Below are 16,349 nucleotides of genomic sequence, written 5' to 3'. Positions count from 1 at the left end.
CCGGCGCGCCGGAATGATCGCTAAGAGGAAATTGTCCGATTAGCGCGTAGTGTCGGCCCATGCCCACGCCATACGGATCTCGCGGCGGCATGGCATTCAGTGCGGACGAGCTGCGTGTGCTCCGCCGCGCCCTTGCCATCGCCCTCCACCCTGCCCCCCTCCAGGACGAGGACGTCCAGGACTGCTTGCGCCTGGCCGATTCCGTGGACGAGGCGGTACGCGAGGCCGGCCGGCTGCGCGCCTTCCTCCTCGACGACCTGGCCCGCTACCGCGAGGCCCTCCCCGGCTCGCTCACCGGCTATCTGGGGCTCCTCCGGGAGGCCCTGGCCGGCGGGTACGACCCCGGGGTCGACGACCTCGCCGCCTTGCGCGCGCTGCGCGCCAGCCCCGCCGCCGCCGAGCTGCTCACGCGCTGCCGGATCCTCGCCGAGCGCTCCGTACGCACACGCCTCGCCCGGGTCTCCCAGGCGACGGGATCCGCCGTGCCCGTCGGTGCGGCGATCGCGCCCCGTGCCCGGCTGCTCGCCCTCCCCGGCGGACGCGCGGCGGTGGACGGGCCGAAGCCGAACCCGCCGTCCGGGCCGACCCCGGGTGACCGCCCGGTGCCCAAGCCCTCCGAGGTGTTCCCGCCGCGCCGAAGGCCCGTACCCCCGCCCCCGCCCGAGGAGCGGGTCGCCGGATAGCTACTCTGGACGGCATGGACTACGTATCCGCGCTCCTGCCCCCCGTCGTGATGGCCGCGTTCTTCATCGGCCTCGTCGTCACGATCGTCAAGAGCCAGGGCGGCCCGAACAAGGCCAAGGAAGACGCGGTCGTCGACGCCGCCATCGCCCGCGCCGAGGCCACCCGTCAGGCGGACGGCGCCGCGACCTCCTGAGGCTCCGAGCCGAAGCGGCCCGAGCCGAAGCGGCCCGAGCCGAAGCGGCCCGAGCCGAAGAGGCCCGAGTCGAAGAGGCCCGAGCCGAAGAGGCCCGAGCCGAAGAGGCCCGCGCCGAAGAGGCCCGCGCCGGGGACCCCGTACCGACGGCCCCCGCATCACCGGGACGTGCGACCTTTCGAGGTCGTGCGTCCTTTTTGTTGGGTTTCCTCAGGTAAATAACCTCTTATCAACCCTTTGCGAACTAAGGTGGCACTGTGCCCCGCCCATTGGGAGAGCTTGAGGACGCCGTCATGACGCGCGTCTGGCAATGGAACCGCCCGGTGACCGTCCGGGAAGTTCTGGAAGACCTCCAGCAGGAACGGTCCATCGCCTACACCACCGTCATGACCGTCATGGACAATCTCCATCAGAAGGGCTGGGTGCGCCGGGAAGTCGACGGCCGCGCCTATCGGTATACGGCGGTCTCCACCCGGGCCGCCTACTCGGCCGCTCTGATGAACGAGGCCTGGGCCCAGAGCGACAACCCGGCCGCCGCTCTCGTCGCCTTCTTCGGCATGATGTCGCAGGACCAGCGGGAGGCGCTGAACGACGCCATCCGGATCGTCCAGCGTGACAACCCCGTCCCCGCCCCGCCCGAAGAGGCCGCGGGCGACAAGGGCGACAAGCAGGGCAAGGGTGCCGAGGGATCCGGGGGCCGGGAGCGATAGCGTCCCCCCATGTCGCCGTCTGCTTCCCCGGCCGCTTCCGCGGCCCCCGCCAAAGCCGTCACCGTACGCAGGGCCCGCACCAGTGATGTCGCCGCGGTCCGCCGTCTCGTCGATCCTTTCGTTCAGCGCGGGATCCTTCTCGACAAGGCGACCGTGACCCTTTACGAGTCCATCCAGGAGTTCTGGGTCGCGGAACGCGACGAGGACGCCGAGGTCGTCGGTTGTGGCGCTCTGCACGTCATGTGGGAAGACCTCGCGGAAGTCCGTACTCTCGCCGTCGATCCCGAGTTCAAGGGAGCCGGCGTAGGACATCAGGTGCTGGGCAAGTTGTTGCAGACGGCCCGATGGCTCGGGGTGCGGCGGGTATTCTGCCTGACCTTCGAAGTGGACTTCTTCGCGAAGCACGGCTTCGTCGAGATCGGCGAGACCCCGGTCGACGGAGATGTCTACAGCGAGCTCCTTCGTTCCTATGACGAGGGAGTCGCCGAGTTCCTCGGTCTCGAACGAGTGAAGCCGAACACCTTGGGCAACAGTCGGATGCTTCTGCACCTGTGACCCGGAACCCCGCGGCGATCCCAAGGCGATCCCCTAGATGATCCCGATGTCGATCCCGATGTCGATCCCTATGTCCGAATCGCGCACGTTTCCCGCGTTGCCGGGGTTCTGAACCTCTCCCAGGGGTTTGTGTTTTTCCGGGAAAAGCGGTTTCCTTTCCGCGTACTGCATTTTCGATGAAAGGAAATCCGGTGGCACAGAAGGTTCAGGTCCTTCTTGTCGACGACCTCGACGGCGTCGAGGCGGACGAGACGGTGACGTTCGCGCTGGACGGCAAGACCTACGAGATCGACCTCACCACCGCCAACGCGGAAAAGCTCCGTGGCCTGCTCGAGCCGTACACCAAGAGCGGCCGTCGCACCGGTGGCCGCAGCGCCACCACGCGTGGCAAGGGCCGGGTCGCCGTGGGCGGCAGCCCCGACACCGCGAAGATCCGCGCGTGGGCCAAGGAGAACGGTCACGACGTCAACGACCGCGGTCGTGTCCCGGCGAAGGTGAAGGCCGCCTACGAGGACGCGAACCGCTGAGGCGACAGCTGCTGGGGCGCCGGACCACGGGTCCGGGCACTCAGCAGCCGCGCCCGGTGGCACTCCACCGCGGCGGCGGTCACGAGCCGCACCAGACAGGGGGCGCCCGCATCGCCCCCGCCCCAGGGCGCGGACCGCAGGGCCGGAAGCGAGGACTCGACCTCGCGCCCCGGCACGGGCGGCCGCAGCCACACAGCGGCACCCGGCGTGCCGGAACCGCCCCTCCCCGGGGGAAGGGGCGCGGTCATCCGGCCGTCGGTGCCGAGCATCGCGAGATCCAGCGAGATCCCGCCCCACTCCAGCCAGTCGAGCAGCCCCGGCAGCTCCTCCGCGCTCCCCGCGGCCACGAGGAGCCGCATCCGGCGCCCCATGAGGGCGACCGGCCCCGTCGCCGCACCCATCCGGTGCAGGACGCCACGGCCGGCCGTGGCGGGCAGCTCGAGGACGTCGAAGCGCAGCCCCGTGACCAGCTGGACCGGGGGTCCCGCCACCGCCGCCCAGCCGAGCTCGTCCTCGTACCACCGCGCCAGACCGCCGTCGAGCGGCGAGCGGGGAGGCGGGACGGTGAGGGCCATGCCCGGCGCAACTCCCGCGAAGGCCTCTTGGTTACGCCCCCGGCGTGTCCGCGGTGACGGTACGTCCCGCTCCGCACGCGCAAGGTGTCCGTGATGGGGCGTACGGGCGCATTCGGCAGCGCAAGGGTGTTCGCTGGTAGCGGAGGGAACCGGGGTGTGCCGCATGGAGTGTCAGTGCTTACGGGTAAGACATTCCTAGTGGAGAGGGTCGACTCGCGGGCTTCGGCGTCTCACGTTCGCCATCGGCGTACTCAAGGCGCGGCTAACTACTTGGCCTGCGGGAACATCATCTCGCACCATCGGGTTGGAGCATTTGTCGGTTGTTCGGCGGCAGGTCTCCCCGCGGAAGAGGGGTGATCCGGACGGATGTCGGCAGTTGGAATGAGCGGTCCCCGCTTGCGGGACTAAGCTGCGGAAGGACAGGGAGGGGATCGACCCCTAACTGACTGACCGCTCTGAGGAGCGATTAACGATGTTCGAGAGGTTCACCGACCGCGCGCGGCGGGTTGTCGTCCTGGCTCAGGAAGAAGCCCGGATGCTCAACCACAACTACATCGGCACCGAGCACATCCTTCTGGGCCTTATCCACGAGGGTGAGGGTGTCGCCGCTAAGGCCCTGGAGAGCCTCGGGATTTCGCTCGAGGCGGTCCGCCAGCAGGTGGAGGAGATCATCGGACAGGGGCAGCAGGCCCCGTCCGGGCACATCCCCTTCACTCCTCGTGCCAAGAAGGTCCTGGAGCTCTCGCTCCGTGAGGCCCTCCAGCTCGGCCACAACTACATCGGCACCGAGCACATCCTGCTCGGCCTGATCCGCGAGGGCGAGGGCGTCGCCGCCCAGGTCCTCGTGAAGCTGGGCGCCGACCTCAACCGGGTGCGGCAGCAGGTCATCCAGCTGCTCTCCGGCTACCAGGGCAAGGAAGCCGCCACGGCCGGCGGTCCTGCCGAGGGCACGCCCTCGACGTCCCTGGTCCTGGACCAGTTCGGCCGGAACCTCACCCAGGCGGCCCGCGAATCCAAGCTCGACCCGGTCATCGGGCGCGAGAAGGAGATCGAGCGGGTCATGCAGGTGCTGTCCCGCCGCACCAAGAACAACCCGGTCCTCATCGGCGAGCCCGGCGTCGGCAAGACCGCCGTCGTCGAAGGCCTGGCGCAGGCCATCGTCAAGGGCGAGGTGCCCGAGACCCTCAAGGACAAGCACCTCTACACCCTGGACCTCGGCGCGCTGGTCGCCGGCTCCCGCTACCGCGGTGACTTCGAGGAGCGCCTGAAGAAGGTCCTCAAGGAGATCCGCACCCGCGGCGACATCATCCTGTTCATCGACGAGCTCCACACCCTCGTGGGTGCGGGTGCCGCCGAGGGCGCGATCGACGCCGCCAGCATCCTCAAGCCGATGCTGGCCCGCGGTGAGCTCCAGACCATCGGTGCCACCACGCTCGACGAGTACCGGAAGTACCTGGAGAAGGACGCGGCCCTCGAGCGCCGCTTCCAGCCCATCCAGGTCGCCGAGCCGTCGCTGCCGCACACCATCGAGATCCTCAAGGGTCTGCGCGACCGGTACGAGGCCCATCACCGGGTCTCCATCACCGACGAGGCCCTCGTCCAGGCCGCGACCCTGGCCGACCGGTACATCTCGGACCGCTTCCTCCCGGACAAGGCGATCGACCTGATCGACGAGGCCGGCTCCCGGATGCGCATCCGCCGGATGACCGCGCCGCCGGACCTCCGCGAGTTCGACGAGAAGATCGCCGGCGTCCGCCGCGACAAGGAGTCCGCGATCGACTCGCAGGACTTCGAGAAGGCCGCCTCTCTCCGGGACAAGGAGAAGCAGCTCCTCGCCGCGAAGGCCAAGCGGGAGAAGGAGTGGAAGGCCGGCGACATGGACGTCGTCGCCGAGGTCGACGGCGAGCTGATCGCCGAGGTCCTCGCGACCGCCACCGGCATCCCGGTCTTCAAGCTGACCGAGGAGGAGTCCAGCCGCCTGCTCCGCATGGAGGACGAGCTCCACAAGCGCGTCATCGGGCAGAAGGACGCCGTCATCGGCCTCTCGCGGGCGATCCGTCGTACGCGAGCCGGTCTGAAGGACCCGAAGCGCCCCGGTGGCTCGTTCATCTTCGCCGGTCCGTCCGGTGTCGGTAAGACCGAGCTTTCGAAGGCCCTCGCCGAATTCCTCTTCGGCGACGAGGACGCGATGATCTCCCTCGACATGTCGGAGTTCAGCGAGAAGCACACGGTTTCCCGGCTCTTCGGTTCGCCGCCCGGATACGTCGGCTACGAAGAGGGCGGTCAGCTCACCGAGAAGGTGCGCCGCAAGCCGTTCTCCGTCGTCCTCTTCGACGAGGTCGAGAAGGCCCACCCCGATATCTTCAATTCCCTTCTCCAGATCCTGGAGGACGGTCGTCTGACCGACTCCCAGGGCCGGGTCGTGGACTTCAAGAACACGGTCATCATCATGACCACCAACCTCGGGACCAGGGACATCTCGAAGGGCTTCAACCTCGGCTTCGCGGCCCAGGGTGACACGAAGTCCAACTACGAGCGGATGAAGGCGAAGGTCAGCGACGAGCTGAAGCAGCACTTCCGCCCCGAGTTCCTCAACCGTGTGGACGACATCATCGTCTTCCCGCAGCTGACGCAGGACGACATCCTCCAGATCGTCGACCTGATGATCGGCCGCGTGGACGAGCGCCTGAAGGACCGGGACATGGGCATCGAGCTCTCCCAGTCCGCGAAGGAGCTGCTCGCCAAGAAGGGCTACGACCCCGTGATGGGCGCCCGGCCGCTGCGCCGGACGATCCAGCGCGAGATCGAGGACACGCTGTCGGAGAAGATCCTCTTCGGCGAGCTGCGCCCCGGTCACATCGTGGTCGTGGACACGGAGGGCGAGGGCGAGGAGCGTGCGTTCACGTTCCGTGGCGAGGAGAAGTCGGCACTGCCGGACGCCCCGCCGATCGAGGCGACGGGCGGCACCGGCCCGAACCTCTCGAAGGACGCGTGACGCTCCGCTGAGCCGGTAGCGCTGAAGGGGCGGCCCCGGAACCTGATGGTTCCGGGGCCGCCCCTTTTCCGTGTTACGTGACGATGTGGGTGCTCCTGCCCCGTTCGGTGCCGTAGGTGTTGAGAACGGTCAGCTCTCGAAGGGGCCCGAGCGCCGCGACGTCGTACGGAGTGGGTTGGTCATTGCCGTACAAGTGGAGCTCGCGCAGTCGGGGGAAAGTACGAGCGATCTCCTCGAAGGCGGGTGCGCCGGATGTGACCCGCAGATGGAGCTCTTTCACCTGGGACACGCGGAGGTCGGACAGCTCACGGAGTAGTGAGCCGAAGTCCTCGTGTAGCAGCCGGAGCTCTCGCACATGGGGGAGCAGTGGCCTTAGGAGCCTGATTCCGATCGTCGTGAGCCCATCCCGGATGTCAAGGCAGTCGGGTCGCAGGTTGATCCGCACCAGCGCGGCGGCCTGGTCGTCGTTCGTGAGGGTGTAGTCCAGCCCGTCTGGGTCAAGTCGCGCGATGATCTCCTCGCTGTACCGCTCCGTGTCGAACCGAGACCACGACCAGACGAGCTGGGACCGGACGACGATGGACGGGTGACCGGCGAACCGAGCCAGGTAGGGAATCGCCGTGTCGGAGGCGACATGGGTCGCCGCCGTCACCACCATCTGGGCCTCCGGATCGCGCAGTCGCTCTGGGCCCGGCAGGAGGTCGAGGACCAGGCGCCCCACCCTGGCCAGCTCGCGTGCCTCCATGGGCGTGCGCGGCGGGATCACCTCCGCCGTGCGGGCCAGTAGTTCCTGCCGTACCTCCGGGGCCACCTCCGTCGCGTGCTCCAAGGCAGTCGCCGCCAGGATCACGAGCCGCAGCCGGATCCGGCGGTCCTCCGTCGCGTCCGCCGCGGCCAGCAGCTCGCGGAGGATCTCCGCGCACTCGCGCGGGCGCGCGTGGCCCACCGCCATGCGGATGACGTCCTCCCACTGGTCGTCCGCCGCGTGCCGCACCAGGACGCCGATGTCCCAGCGGTCCACGAGGGCCTTGGCCGCCAGATAGTCCTGGAACGTGCGGTGGACGAACTCGACCGTGTCGGCCGTCGGCTCGCGGAGCAGGCCGCTGCGGTGGAGGAGATGGGTGAAGACCGCGTCCGGGGTGTACGCCGAGGCCTCCTGGACCGCCGGGACAGCCTCCGCGACGAGCGTCTCCGCGTGGGCGCGGTCCAGCGTCGTCCGGCCGTTCAGCGTCAGCCAGTACGCGAGCCGCTGGATCAGCTGGATCTGCGGGGCCTCGTCGAGCACGAGCCCGGACGGGGCGCCCATGTCGCGCTCGCGGTCGCGGCGCGAGAGGAGCATCGACAGGGCGGCCTCGTAGAGCGCCTTGCGGCCACGGGGCAGGAAGCCGCGCCGGTCGCGGTGGAGCGCGCAGATCAGACCGCACATCAGGGGGTTGGTGGCGAGCTGGGCGACGTGCTCGGCGGTGCGCAGCGCGTCGAGGAGCGGCTGCTCGTACGGTGCGGCCTCCGGCCCGGCGGCCTCGTGCCAGCGGCGTACGAAGGTGGCGACCTCCGCCCGGGTCATGGGGGAGAGGGCCAGCTCGGTGAAGCCCTCGGGGGCCAACCAGTCGTCCCGTACGGCCGTGGGGCGCGAGGTCACGAGCCAGCGGTTGCCCTCGTACGTGTCGAGGAGACCGCGGAGCCAGTCCCGGGCCCGGCCGCGCTCGGCCTCGGGGATCTCGTCGATGCCGTCCACGAGGACCAGGCCCCGTCCGGCCGCCAGGACACGGTCGGCCCAGCCCTCGGGCGGGGTGAGCGGGCAGCCGGCGGCGGAGAGGAAGCCGTCGGGGGAGGGGAGCCGCTCGCCGTGGCGGGTGAGGGTGCGCAGGGGGAGGACGAACGGGACGCGGCCGTAGAGGTAGCCCATGCCGTCCGTCGGCTTCTCCGCCGCCGCGGAGGTCGTCAGCCACTGCACGAGCGTCGTCTTGCCCGCGCCGGCGAGTCCCCGCAGGAGGACCTTGTCGTGCCGGGCGAGGGCGAGGTCGGCGCGGAGGGGGACGGGTTCGTGCGGCGGGGGCAGCAGCCCGTCCGCCGCACCGTCCCTCGCGCCGTCCGCCGCGCCGCCTTCGCCCGTCGCCTCCAGCGACAGATACGCCACGTCCAGCGGCCACCGGTCCGGTGAGTCGTGCAGGTCGATGCCGTAGATGGTGAGGCGCCCGTGCTTCTTCGCCAGGTGGGCCAGGTACCGGCGCTCGAACTCCGCGTCGCGGCCGTCCGTCCTCGGCGTCCGGCGGATGACCTCGTCGATCTTCGCGATGAGTTCCGTCTGGCCGCGCGTCTGCTCCACCAGGCTGCGGGCGATGAACGTGGACCGCTGGGTGAAGAACTCCAGGATGTGGAGGCAGGCCCACTCGGTCATCGACTCCAGGTAGAGGACCGAGTCGGTGGAGAGGCCGTCGGGGGCCGGGGCCGCCGCGCGCAGGCGGCGGGCGAGGTCGCGGTGGCCGAGGCGGACGGCCTGGACGTCGTCCATGTCGAGCTCGCCGAGGGCGAGAAGCGTCGTCCCCAGGGTGTGGGCCACGGCCTCGGTCTCGTCGGCGGGGAACGGGGCCTCCCCGCGCTCGCCCAGGGAGCGCTCGACCAGCGTCTCCGCGAGCCCGTGGACGTCCTTCTCGGTCAGTGCGCGCTTCTCGCCGCGGAAGGAGACGAGGCCGGACAGCCGGATCTTGGCCGCCTTCCCCGTGAGCCCCGCCCCTGGACCATCGCTGACCAGCAGTTTCTTCAGGAGTGGGCCGATCGCCGCTGAGGCGAGGCGCGTGCCGATGAGTGCCGGTTCCATGTGTGTCCCCCCGTGGGTCCCCGAAGCGGTCAGCGTAGTGCGGGACGGCCTTCCGGACGGCTCGGTTGCGTGACCCAGGTCCCATTGGCGGTCGGCGCCGGGTGACAAGGCGCACAGGCGTTTCGAGGGGTACTAACCGGAATAGTGGCGACCTTTGGTGGTGATTCGGGACGTTCAGGGATCAACCGTCGGGACTTTGGGCCTGAAGGGTCCCGAACCGGGCGGGGAGCGGCCTTTCGGGCAGTTCCGGCCCCCCTCGACGTGCGGTTAAACGGGTTTCCTTGTGGCGGTATGTCCGGTTTCAGGAGTTGAAGCCAAGGCCGTCAAGGGTCGATCTCCCCCGGAGATCGCTACGACGCAATGTCGTAGATGGGGTGTTTTGGGCTGGGCGGGGGTCCGGGTTACCAAGGATGAGCAAGCCCGGCGCCACGCACCGTTCGCGTCGGGTCCCGTACTTCCCCGGAGGTTTTCCCCCGTATGTCGAAGCGCGTTATGAACCCCGCCGCCCGTGTCACCGCCGTCGCTCTCACCGTCGCCGGTCTGGGAGCGTCGATGGTGGCCGGAGCAGGGTCCGCCTTCGCCGCCGAGGGCAAGGCCGCCGCCCCGGTCGCCGTGACCGCGTCCGCCGCCGTCGCCGCCCAGGCCGAGGCCCAGGCCCACGTCGCCGCCCAGGTGAAGGCCGCCGCACAGAAGGCGGCCGCCACGAAGGCCGCCGTGCAGAAGGCGACCGCCGCGAAGGCCGCCCCCGCGAAGGCCGTCAAGAAGGCGACCCCCTCGTGGGTCAAGCCGGTGACCTCGTACACCCTCACCGCCAGCTACAACCAGGGCGGCGCCATGTGGTCCCACAAGCACTCCGGCCAGGACTTCGCCGTCCCGGTCGGCACCCCGGTCAAGGCCGCGGGTGCGGGCACCGTCGTGAAGGCCGGTCCGAACGGTGGCGGCGACGGCCCCGCGTACGGCAACGCGATCGTCGTCAAGCACGCCAACGGCACGTACTCGCAGTACGCCCACCTGTCGAAGATCAAGGTGAACGTCGGCCAGAAGGTCGGCGCCGGCCAGCAGATCGCCCTCTCGGGCAACACCGGCAACTCCTCCGGCCCGCACCTGCACTTCGAGATCCGTACGACCCCGAACTACGGCACCGCCGTGAACCCGGCCGCCTTCCTGCGGTCGCACGGCGTGAGCATCTAAGCTCCCGCTACTTGGCCCCGTGGGCCTGGTTCAGCAGATCGAGGGCGACCTCGAGGACGGCTTCGCGCTTCTCCTCGGAGTCGCCCTCGACGTTGTCCATGAAGAACATCCCCGCGTGGAGCGTGAAGATCGCGCTCACGCAGCGCACCCGGTCGCGCACGGCGAAGTCGGGCTCCTGGATCAGGCCGCTCAGTTCGAGCATCCGCTCCTTGAAGGTCAGGCCGATGCTCAGCTCGCGGACCGCCGCCTGGTTCTCCTGCATGAAGCGGAACAGCGGGTACGCGCTGATCAGGGACGCCTGGTAGCGGCGCAGGATCTCCTCCCTGACCTCCAGCGTGCGCGGCTGCTCCCGAGCCCAGGTGATCAGCTCGTCCACGGGCCGGGTGAGGTCCTGGAAGATGCCGATGATGATGTCTTCCTTGGTCTTGAAGTGGTAGTAGAGCGCGGCCTTGGTGACATCGAGGTGCTCGGCGATCTCGCGCAGCGAGGTCTTCTCGTAGCCCTGCTCGGCGAAGAGCGCGAGGGCCACGTCCTGGATGCGCTGGCGGGTGTTGCCTCGTGCCTGGGCCATGACTGCTCTCGCTCTCCGACTTTTACTTACTTGACGACCGGCAAGTTACGGGTCTACCGTCCCCATCCTAGTAACTAGCCGGGCGGCAAGTAAGGGGATGGCGATGGCGACCACCGAGATGGGGCAAGCGGCCGAGGGGAAGGCGCCGCCGGCGCGCAGCGTCCGTGTCGTCCTCCTCGCCCTCATGATCGCGATGCTGCTCGCGATGCTGGACAACATGATCATCGGCACCGCGATGCCGACGATCGTCGGTGAGCTCGGCGGCCTGGAGCACCTCTCCTGGGTCGTCACCGCCTACACCCTGGCCACCGCCGCCTCCACCCCCCTCTGGGGCAAGGTCGGCGACATGTTCGGCCGCAAGGGCGTCTTCCTCACCTCGATCGTGATCTTCCTGATCGGCTCGGCGCTCAGCGGCATGGCCCAGGACATGGGCCAGCTCATCGGCTTCCGCACGATCCAGGGCCTCGGCGCCGGCGGCCTCATGGTCGGCGTCATGGCGATCATCGGCGATCTGATCCCGCCCCGCGAGCGGGGCAAGTACCAGGGCATGATGGCCGGCGTCATGGCCCTCGCCATGATCGGCGGCCCGCTCGTCGGCGGCACCATCACCGACCACTGGGGCTGGCGCTGGTCCTTCTACATCAACCTGCCGCTCGGCGCCGTCGCCCTCGCCATGGTCACCACCGTCCTGCACCTGCCGAAGAAGCAGCGCGCCGCGGGCACCCGGATCGACTTCGCCGGGGCCGCACTGCTGACCGTCGGCATCACCGCGATCGTCCTCGTCACCACCTGGGGCGGTACGGAGTACGCCTGGGGCTCGGCCAACATCATCGGCCTCACGGTCGCCGGCCTCGCCGCCCTCGCCGCCTTCCTGTGGGTGGAGACCAAGGCCGAGGACCCGATCATGCCGCTGCACATCTTCCGCAGCCGCAACTTCACCCTGATGTCCCTGATCGGCTTCATCACCGGCTTCGTGATGTTCGGCGCGGTCCTCTACCTGCCGATCTTCCAGCAGTCCGTCCAGGGCGCCTCGGCCACCAACTCCGGCCTCCTGCTCCTGCCGATGCTGATGTCGATGATGGTCGTCTCGCTGCTCGTCGGCCGGTTCACCACCAGCACCGGCAAGTACAAGATCTTCCCGATCGTCGGCGGCGTCCTCATGACGGCAGGACTCTTCCTGCTCTCACAGATGGACACCGGCACCTCGCGGCTGACCTCCGGTGTCTACATGGCCCTCCTCGGCGCCGGCATGGGCTTCCTCATGCAGATCACCATGCTCGTCGCGCAGAACAGCGTCGAGATGAAGGACATGGGCGTCGCCTCGTCCTCCACCACCCTCTTCCGGACGCTCGGCTCCTCCTTCGGCGTCGCGATCATGGGCGCGCTCTTCACGAGCCGGGTCCAGGACGAGATGGCGGCGCGCGGCGGATCCGGGCTCACCGAGCACACCGCCCAGCTCGACGCGGCAAGCCTGGCCAAGCTGCCGGAGGCGCTGCGCGAGGCGTACCAGCACGCGGTCTCCGTCGGCACCCACTCCGCCTTCCTGGTCGCCGCGGCCGTCTCCGTCCTCGGCTTCGCCCTCGCCTTCTTCGTCAAGGAGGTGGCGCTGCGCGGCGCGGGACCGGCGGCAGCCCCGTCGAAGCCGACGGCGGACGACGACGCCCCGAAGGTCGCCGAATCGGTCTGACCCTCGGGTACGACTGTGGGGCCGGTCCATTCCAGGACCGGCCCCACTGCCGTACTCCCCGGGGTGTCCGGCCGGATCGGCAAGAGCCAGGGGGTGCCCGGCGGACAGGAGGTGCCCGGCGGACAGGGGGTGCCCGGCGGATCATGGCCGGGGTCGCGCTTGATCCGCCCGCCAGGCCCTAAGGCGTGCCCGACAGCCGCAGCACCGGGAAGCTGCCCGTGGCCGTCGGCGCGTGGTCCGGCAGCCACAGCACCGCGATCGCGCCGCCCACCCCCTCCGGGGCCGTCGCCGAGGCCACGTTCCGGAAGGTCAGCCGGGCGCCGAGCACCCGCGCCTGGCCCGCGGCGATCGTCAGCCCCAGGCCGTGGCCCTGGCCCGCGCGGTCGCTCGTGCCCGTACGGAACCGGCTCGGGCCCTCCTTGAGGAGCGCCTCCGGGAAGCCCGGACCGTGGTCGCGGACGCGCACGACCCGGCCCTCGACGGTGACCTCCACCGGCGGTTTGCCGTGCTTGGCGGCGTTCGCCAGCAGGTTGCCCAGGATGCGCTCCAGGCGTCGGGGGTCGGTGTTGACCCAGGACTCGTGGACGACCCGGACGACCACCTCCGGGTCGAGCGCCCGCACCCGCCGCTCCACGAACTCGCCGAGCGAGATCTCCTGGAGCTCGGCCCGCTCCGACGCGCTGTCGAGCCGGGCCACCTCCAGGACGTCCTCGACCAGCGTCCGCATCGCCTGCGCCCGGTCCCGTACGAGCTCGGTCGGCCGGCCCGGCGGAAGCAGCTCGGCCGCCGTGAGCAGGCCGGTCACCGGGGTGCGCAGCTCGTGCGCGATGTCCGCGGTGACCCGGCGCTCGGCCTCGATCCGCTCGTTCAGCGCGTCGGTCAGGGCGTCGACCGCCCGGGCCAGCTCGTCGGTCTCGTCCCGGACGACCCCGCCGATCGCGTCCCGTACCCGTACGTCCGTGTTGCCCTGGGCGACCCGCCCGGCCGCGGCGGCGGCCTTCCGCAGCCGCCGCGAGAGCTGGCCGCCGATGAGCACGCCGAGCGCACAGCCTCCGAACACCACCGAGACCGAGCCGATGACGAGCGCCCGGTCCAGATCGTTCATGATCGCCGTGCTGCGGTCGGCGAAGGGGATGTGCAGCGACAGCACGTCGCCGTTGGCGAGCGGGACGGCGGCCCACACGTCGGGCGGCCCGCCGTGCCGGTGCTCCTGCACGTACGTCCCGCGCCGCCGGTCCCGCATCAGCTGGTCGAGCTGAGGCGGCAGCGCCGGGTCGTTGATCTTCGTGCCGAAGCGGGGCTCCTTCGGCTTCGACGTCTCGTACATCCGCTGGGCGAAGAGCAGCCGCTCCATCTGCACCTCGCGCGCGTTGTCGAGCATCGAGATGCGGGCGGCGTTGTGGACGACGACGCTCAGCGTGACCGCGATGAGTGCGCCGACGGCCGCGATGGCGACGGCGATCTTCCAGCGGACCCCGGTACGGAGGGCGAGAGGCTTCACGGGGCGGAAGGACACTCCTAGCCCTTGAGCTTGTAGCCGAAGCCGCGGACCGTATCGATCCGGTCCTGGCCGATCTTGGCGCGCAGCCGCTGCACGTGGACGTCCACGACCCGGGTGTCGCCGCCCCAGCCGTAGTCCCAGACCCGCTCCAGGAGCTTGTCCCGGGACAGGACGGTGCCCGGCGCGGACGAGAACTCCAGGAGCAGCCGCATCTCGGTCGGGGTCAGCGCGACCGGTTCCCCGCCCCTGCGGACCTCCATGCCCTCGGTGTCGACCTCCAGGTCGCCGAAGACGAGCAGCCCGCCGCCGTCCCCCGACTCGTCCCCGCGCTCGCCGGCGCCGGGGCCGCCGGCGTGCCCGAAGCGCCGCAGGACCGCCCGGATGCGGGCCATGAGGACGGAGCCGTCGAAGGGCTTGGTGACGTAGTCGTCCGCCCCGGCCTCCAGGCCGAGGACGACGTCGATCGAGTCGGCGCGCGCCGACAGCATGATGACCGGCACCGTCGACTCGTCGCGGATGCGGCGGCAGAGGCTGACGCCGTCCATGCCCGGCAGCATCACGTCGAGCAGGGCGATGTCCGGCCGCTGCGCCCGGAAGGCGTCCAGGCCGGAGAGGCCGTCGGGCATCGCCGTGACCCGGAAGCCGTCCCGCTCCAGGGCGAGCTGGGTGGCCTCACGGATGACGTCGTCGTCCTCGACGAACAGGACATGGGTTTCGGCCATCGTGGGCGCCCTTCGGGATCTGTGCTGCTTGGTGGTGCGGTGGTGCGGTGGTGCGGTGGTGCGGTGGTGCGCGGTGGTGCGCGGTGGTGGTGAGGTGCTGCGGTGCTGCGGTGCTGCGCGGTGGTCGTGCGGTGGTGCGGTGCTGCGACGGGGTCCCCGGGTGGCGCCCGGCTCAGCTCGCGGCGGGCTCGCTCGGCGCGGGCTCCACGGCCGCGCCGCCGTCGCCGACCGCGCGGCTGTAGTCGTTGTGCACCCAGTCGTGCTGGGTGAACTTGTTCCCCGCCCAGCGGTACGTGATCACGTCCTCGCCCGAGGGGTACGCGACCGGGTCCCCCTTCGCGTACACCTGCTTGGTGACGATCAGGTCGCCCCGGTCGATCGTGGCGTAGACGGCCGCGTCCTCCGCCATGAAGACGTTCTCGTACCGGTTGCTCTGCTTCCGGTAGACGTACGTGCCGATACCGACGGCATCGCCGCAGGTCATCACGTTGACGACGACGTCGGGGGCGGCGCTGCCGGTGAGATTGCCGTAGGAGGTGTCCACCGGGTAGGCGTCCGCGACGCACGGCTTCAGGTCGTCCTTGAGTCGTTCACCGACCTTCGGGTCGGCCTTGAGCAGCGCGATCGGATCCACCCGCTCGGCGGACTGCGGACCGCTGGTGGCGGCGGGGGAGGAGGGGGTGGGCGCCGCCGCGGCGGTCTCGTCGACGCGGGCCGCGCCCTCGTCGCGGGAGCCCGTCCCGCCGGTGGAGCAGGCGGCCATGGTCAGCCCGACGGCGACGAGTCCGGCCACCGCCGTGATGCTCGCCGCCCTGACGGTACGCCGAGGGCGGCGCCGCCCGGTGCCGTACCGGTCGTCGCCGCCGCTCTCGCCGCACGCGTCGTCGTGTCTTCTGCCGTCGTCGGCGTCTAGGCCGCGCACCGCCCCCGCCCCCCTTCGTCGCCTCGTCCGTCCGCCCGTTCTCCCGTCCGACCCAGGGCGCGGGCGTCGAGGTCGCGGCTCTCCAGCTCCTGACGGAGCCGGGCCAGCGCGCGGTGGAGCGTCGACTTCACCGTACCCGCCGACATCCCGAGGGCCGCCGCCGTCTCCTCCGTGCTCATCTGTTCCCAGTGGCGGAGGACGACGACGCTGCGCTGCTTCGGCGCGAGCACCTTCAGGATGTCCATGAGAAGGGCCCGGTCGGCGTGCTGCTCGGTCCGGTCGTCGACGCTCGCGTCGGGGAGCTGCTCGGTCGGCACCTCTTCGAGCTTGCGGGAGCGCCACCACTCGGTCCGGGTGTTGATCATGACCCGGCGCAGGTAGGCGTCGGCGAGGGACTTGTCGGCGATGCCGTCCCAGCGGCCGTACGTCCGGGCCAGCGCCGTCTGGAGGAGGTCCTGGGCGTCGACAGGGTCGGGGACGAGACGGCGTGCGCTGCGCAGCAGCGCATCCTGCCGCGTGCGTACGTACTCCTCGAAGTCGAGCACCTCGCCGTGCCTCACCCGAACCGCCTCCATCCCCGTGACCAGCCATTTCCTCGTGTCGTGGACGACGCTACGGAGGCTGTGTCACGGGGCTGTGCGGGGCAGCCGTCGGTGGACGCACGGCTACCCGTCGGTTGTGTAACAGCGGGTACGGAG

Annotated in this window: 15 protein-coding genes; 8 read left to right on the top strand and 7 right to left on the bottom strand. The window is 70.2% G+C overall.

What is annotated here, in order from left to right; genetic code table 11:
* Positions 1–89: 89 nt before the first annotated feature.
* From OG580_RS15770 to OG580_RS15750, 5 genes are all read left to right on the top strand, one after another.
* A complete protein-coding gene (locus OG580_RS15770) occupies positions 90–683 on the top strand; it encodes a hypothetical protein (RefSeq protein WP_267044308.1) in 594 nt (197 codons plus the stop codon).
* A gap of 14 nt (positions 684–697) precedes the next feature.
* Positions 698–877, top strand: coding sequence for a hypothetical protein (locus OG580_RS15765; RefSeq protein ID WP_267044307.1), 180 nt, complete (start codon positions 698–700; stop codon positions 875–877).
* Positions 878–1,134: 257 nt separating this feature from the next.
* Positions 1,135–1,587 carry a BlaI/MecI/CopY family transcriptional regulator gene (locus OG580_RS15760; RefSeq protein WP_267044306.1) on the top strand — a complete coding sequence of 151 codons (453 nt, stop codon included), beginning with the start codon at positions 1,135–1,137 and terminating at the stop codon, positions 1,585–1,587.
* A gap of 9 nt (positions 1,588–1,596) precedes the next feature.
* Complete coding sequence (locus OG580_RS15755) at positions 1,597–2,142, top strand: amino-acid N-acetyltransferase (RefSeq protein WP_267044305.1); 546 nt, start codon at positions 1,597–1,599, stop codon at positions 2,140–2,142.
* A gap of 191 nt (positions 2,143–2,333) precedes the next feature.
* The gene (locus OG580_RS15750) at positions 2,334–2,669 is read left to right on the top strand and encodes an Lsr2 family protein (protein ID WP_267044304.1); all 336 of its coding nucleotides are present in this window, start codon (positions 2,334–2,336) and stop codon (positions 2,667–2,669) included.
* On the opposite strand, the gene OG580_RS15745 is transcribed toward OG580_RS15750, so the two are convergent.
* Entirely contained in the window at positions 2,648–3,244 is a 597-nt protein-coding gene (locus OG580_RS15745) for an SCO3374 family protein (protein WP_267044303.1), read from the bottom strand. The two genes, OG580_RS15750 and OG580_RS15745, sit on opposite strands and share 22 nt — an antisense overlap.
* 472 nt (positions 3,245–3,716) lie before the next feature.
* Here OG580_RS15745 and OG580_RS15740 point away from each other — a divergent pair, with 472 nt between their 5' ends.
* Positions 3,717–6,239 (top strand): ATP-dependent Clp protease ATP-binding subunit, encoded by a 2,523-nt coding sequence (locus OG580_RS15740; RefSeq protein WP_267044302.1) that lies wholly within the window; start codon positions 3,717–3,719, stop codon positions 6,237–6,239.
* Between the two features lie 73 nt (positions 6,240–6,312).
* Here the strand turns inward: OG580_RS15740 and OG580_RS15735 are convergent, their stop codons facing one another.
* Positions 6,313–9,057, bottom strand: coding sequence for an NACHT domain-containing NTPase (locus tag OG580_RS15735; RefSeq protein WP_267044301.1), 2,745 nt, complete (start codon positions 9,055–9,057; stop codon positions 6,313–6,315).
* Between the two features lie 477 nt (positions 9,058–9,534).
* On the opposite strand from OG580_RS15735, the gene OG580_RS15730 reads away from it, so the two are divergent.
* Positions 9,535–10,248, top strand: a complete 714-nt coding sequence (locus tag OG580_RS15730) for a M23 family metallopeptidase (protein ID WP_267044300.1) — start codon at positions 9,535–9,537, stop codon at positions 10,246–10,248.
* Between the two features lie 7 nt (positions 10,249–10,255).
* Here the strand turns inward: OG580_RS15730 and OG580_RS15725 are convergent, their stop codons facing one another.
* Positions 10,256–10,819, bottom strand: a complete 564-nt coding sequence (locus OG580_RS15725) for a TetR/AcrR family transcriptional regulator (protein ID WP_267044299.1) — start codon at positions 10,817–10,819, stop codon at positions 10,256–10,258.
* 97 nt (positions 10,820–10,916) lie between these two features.
* On the opposite strand from OG580_RS15725, the gene OG580_RS15720 reads away from it, so the two are divergent.
* On the top strand, positions 10,917–12,506 hold the full coding sequence (locus tag OG580_RS15720) for an MDR family MFS transporter (protein ID WP_267044298.1): 1,590 nt from the start codon (positions 10,917–10,919) through the stop codon (positions 12,504–12,506).
* Between the two features lie 178 nt (positions 12,507–12,684).
* Here OG580_RS15720 and cseC read toward each other — a convergent pair whose 3' ends face one another.
* The 4 genes from cseC to OG580_RS15700 form a co-directional block, all read right to left on the bottom strand.
* The gene (cseC, locus tag OG580_RS15715) at positions 12,685–14,007 is read right to left on the bottom strand and encodes a two-component system sensor histidine kinase CseC (protein ID WP_267044297.1); all 1,323 of its coding nucleotides are present in this window, start codon (positions 14,005–14,007) and stop codon (positions 12,685–12,687) included.
* Between the two features lie 17 nt (positions 14,008–14,024).
* Complete coding sequence (gene cseB / locus OG580_RS15710) at positions 14,025–14,729, bottom strand: two-component system response regulator CseB (protein WP_267044296.1); 705 nt, start codon at positions 14,727–14,729, stop codon at positions 14,025–14,027.
* A 172-nt stretch (positions 14,730–14,901) separates the two neighbouring features.
* Positions 14,902–15,651, bottom strand: coding sequence for a hypothetical protein (locus OG580_RS15705; protein WP_267044295.1), 750 nt, complete (start codon positions 15,649–15,651; stop codon positions 14,902–14,904).
* Positions 15,639–16,211 carry a SigE family RNA polymerase sigma factor gene (locus OG580_RS15700; protein WP_267044294.1) on the bottom strand — a complete coding sequence of 191 codons (573 nt, stop codon included), beginning with the start codon at positions 16,209–16,211 and terminating at the stop codon, positions 15,639–15,641. The genes OG580_RS15705 and OG580_RS15700 overlap by 13 nt, the downstream gene beginning before the upstream one ends.
* Positions 16,212–16,349: the final 138 nt, after the last annotated feature.

Origin of the sequence: Streptomyces sp. NBC_00094, from assembly GCF_026343125.1 — a bacterium.
Lineage (GTDB): Bacteria > Actinomycetota > Actinomycetes > Streptomycetales > Streptomycetaceae > Streptomyces.
The sequence above is the reverse complement of the archived record's forward strand: the minus strand, read 5'-3'. Positions and strand labels throughout refer to the sequence as shown.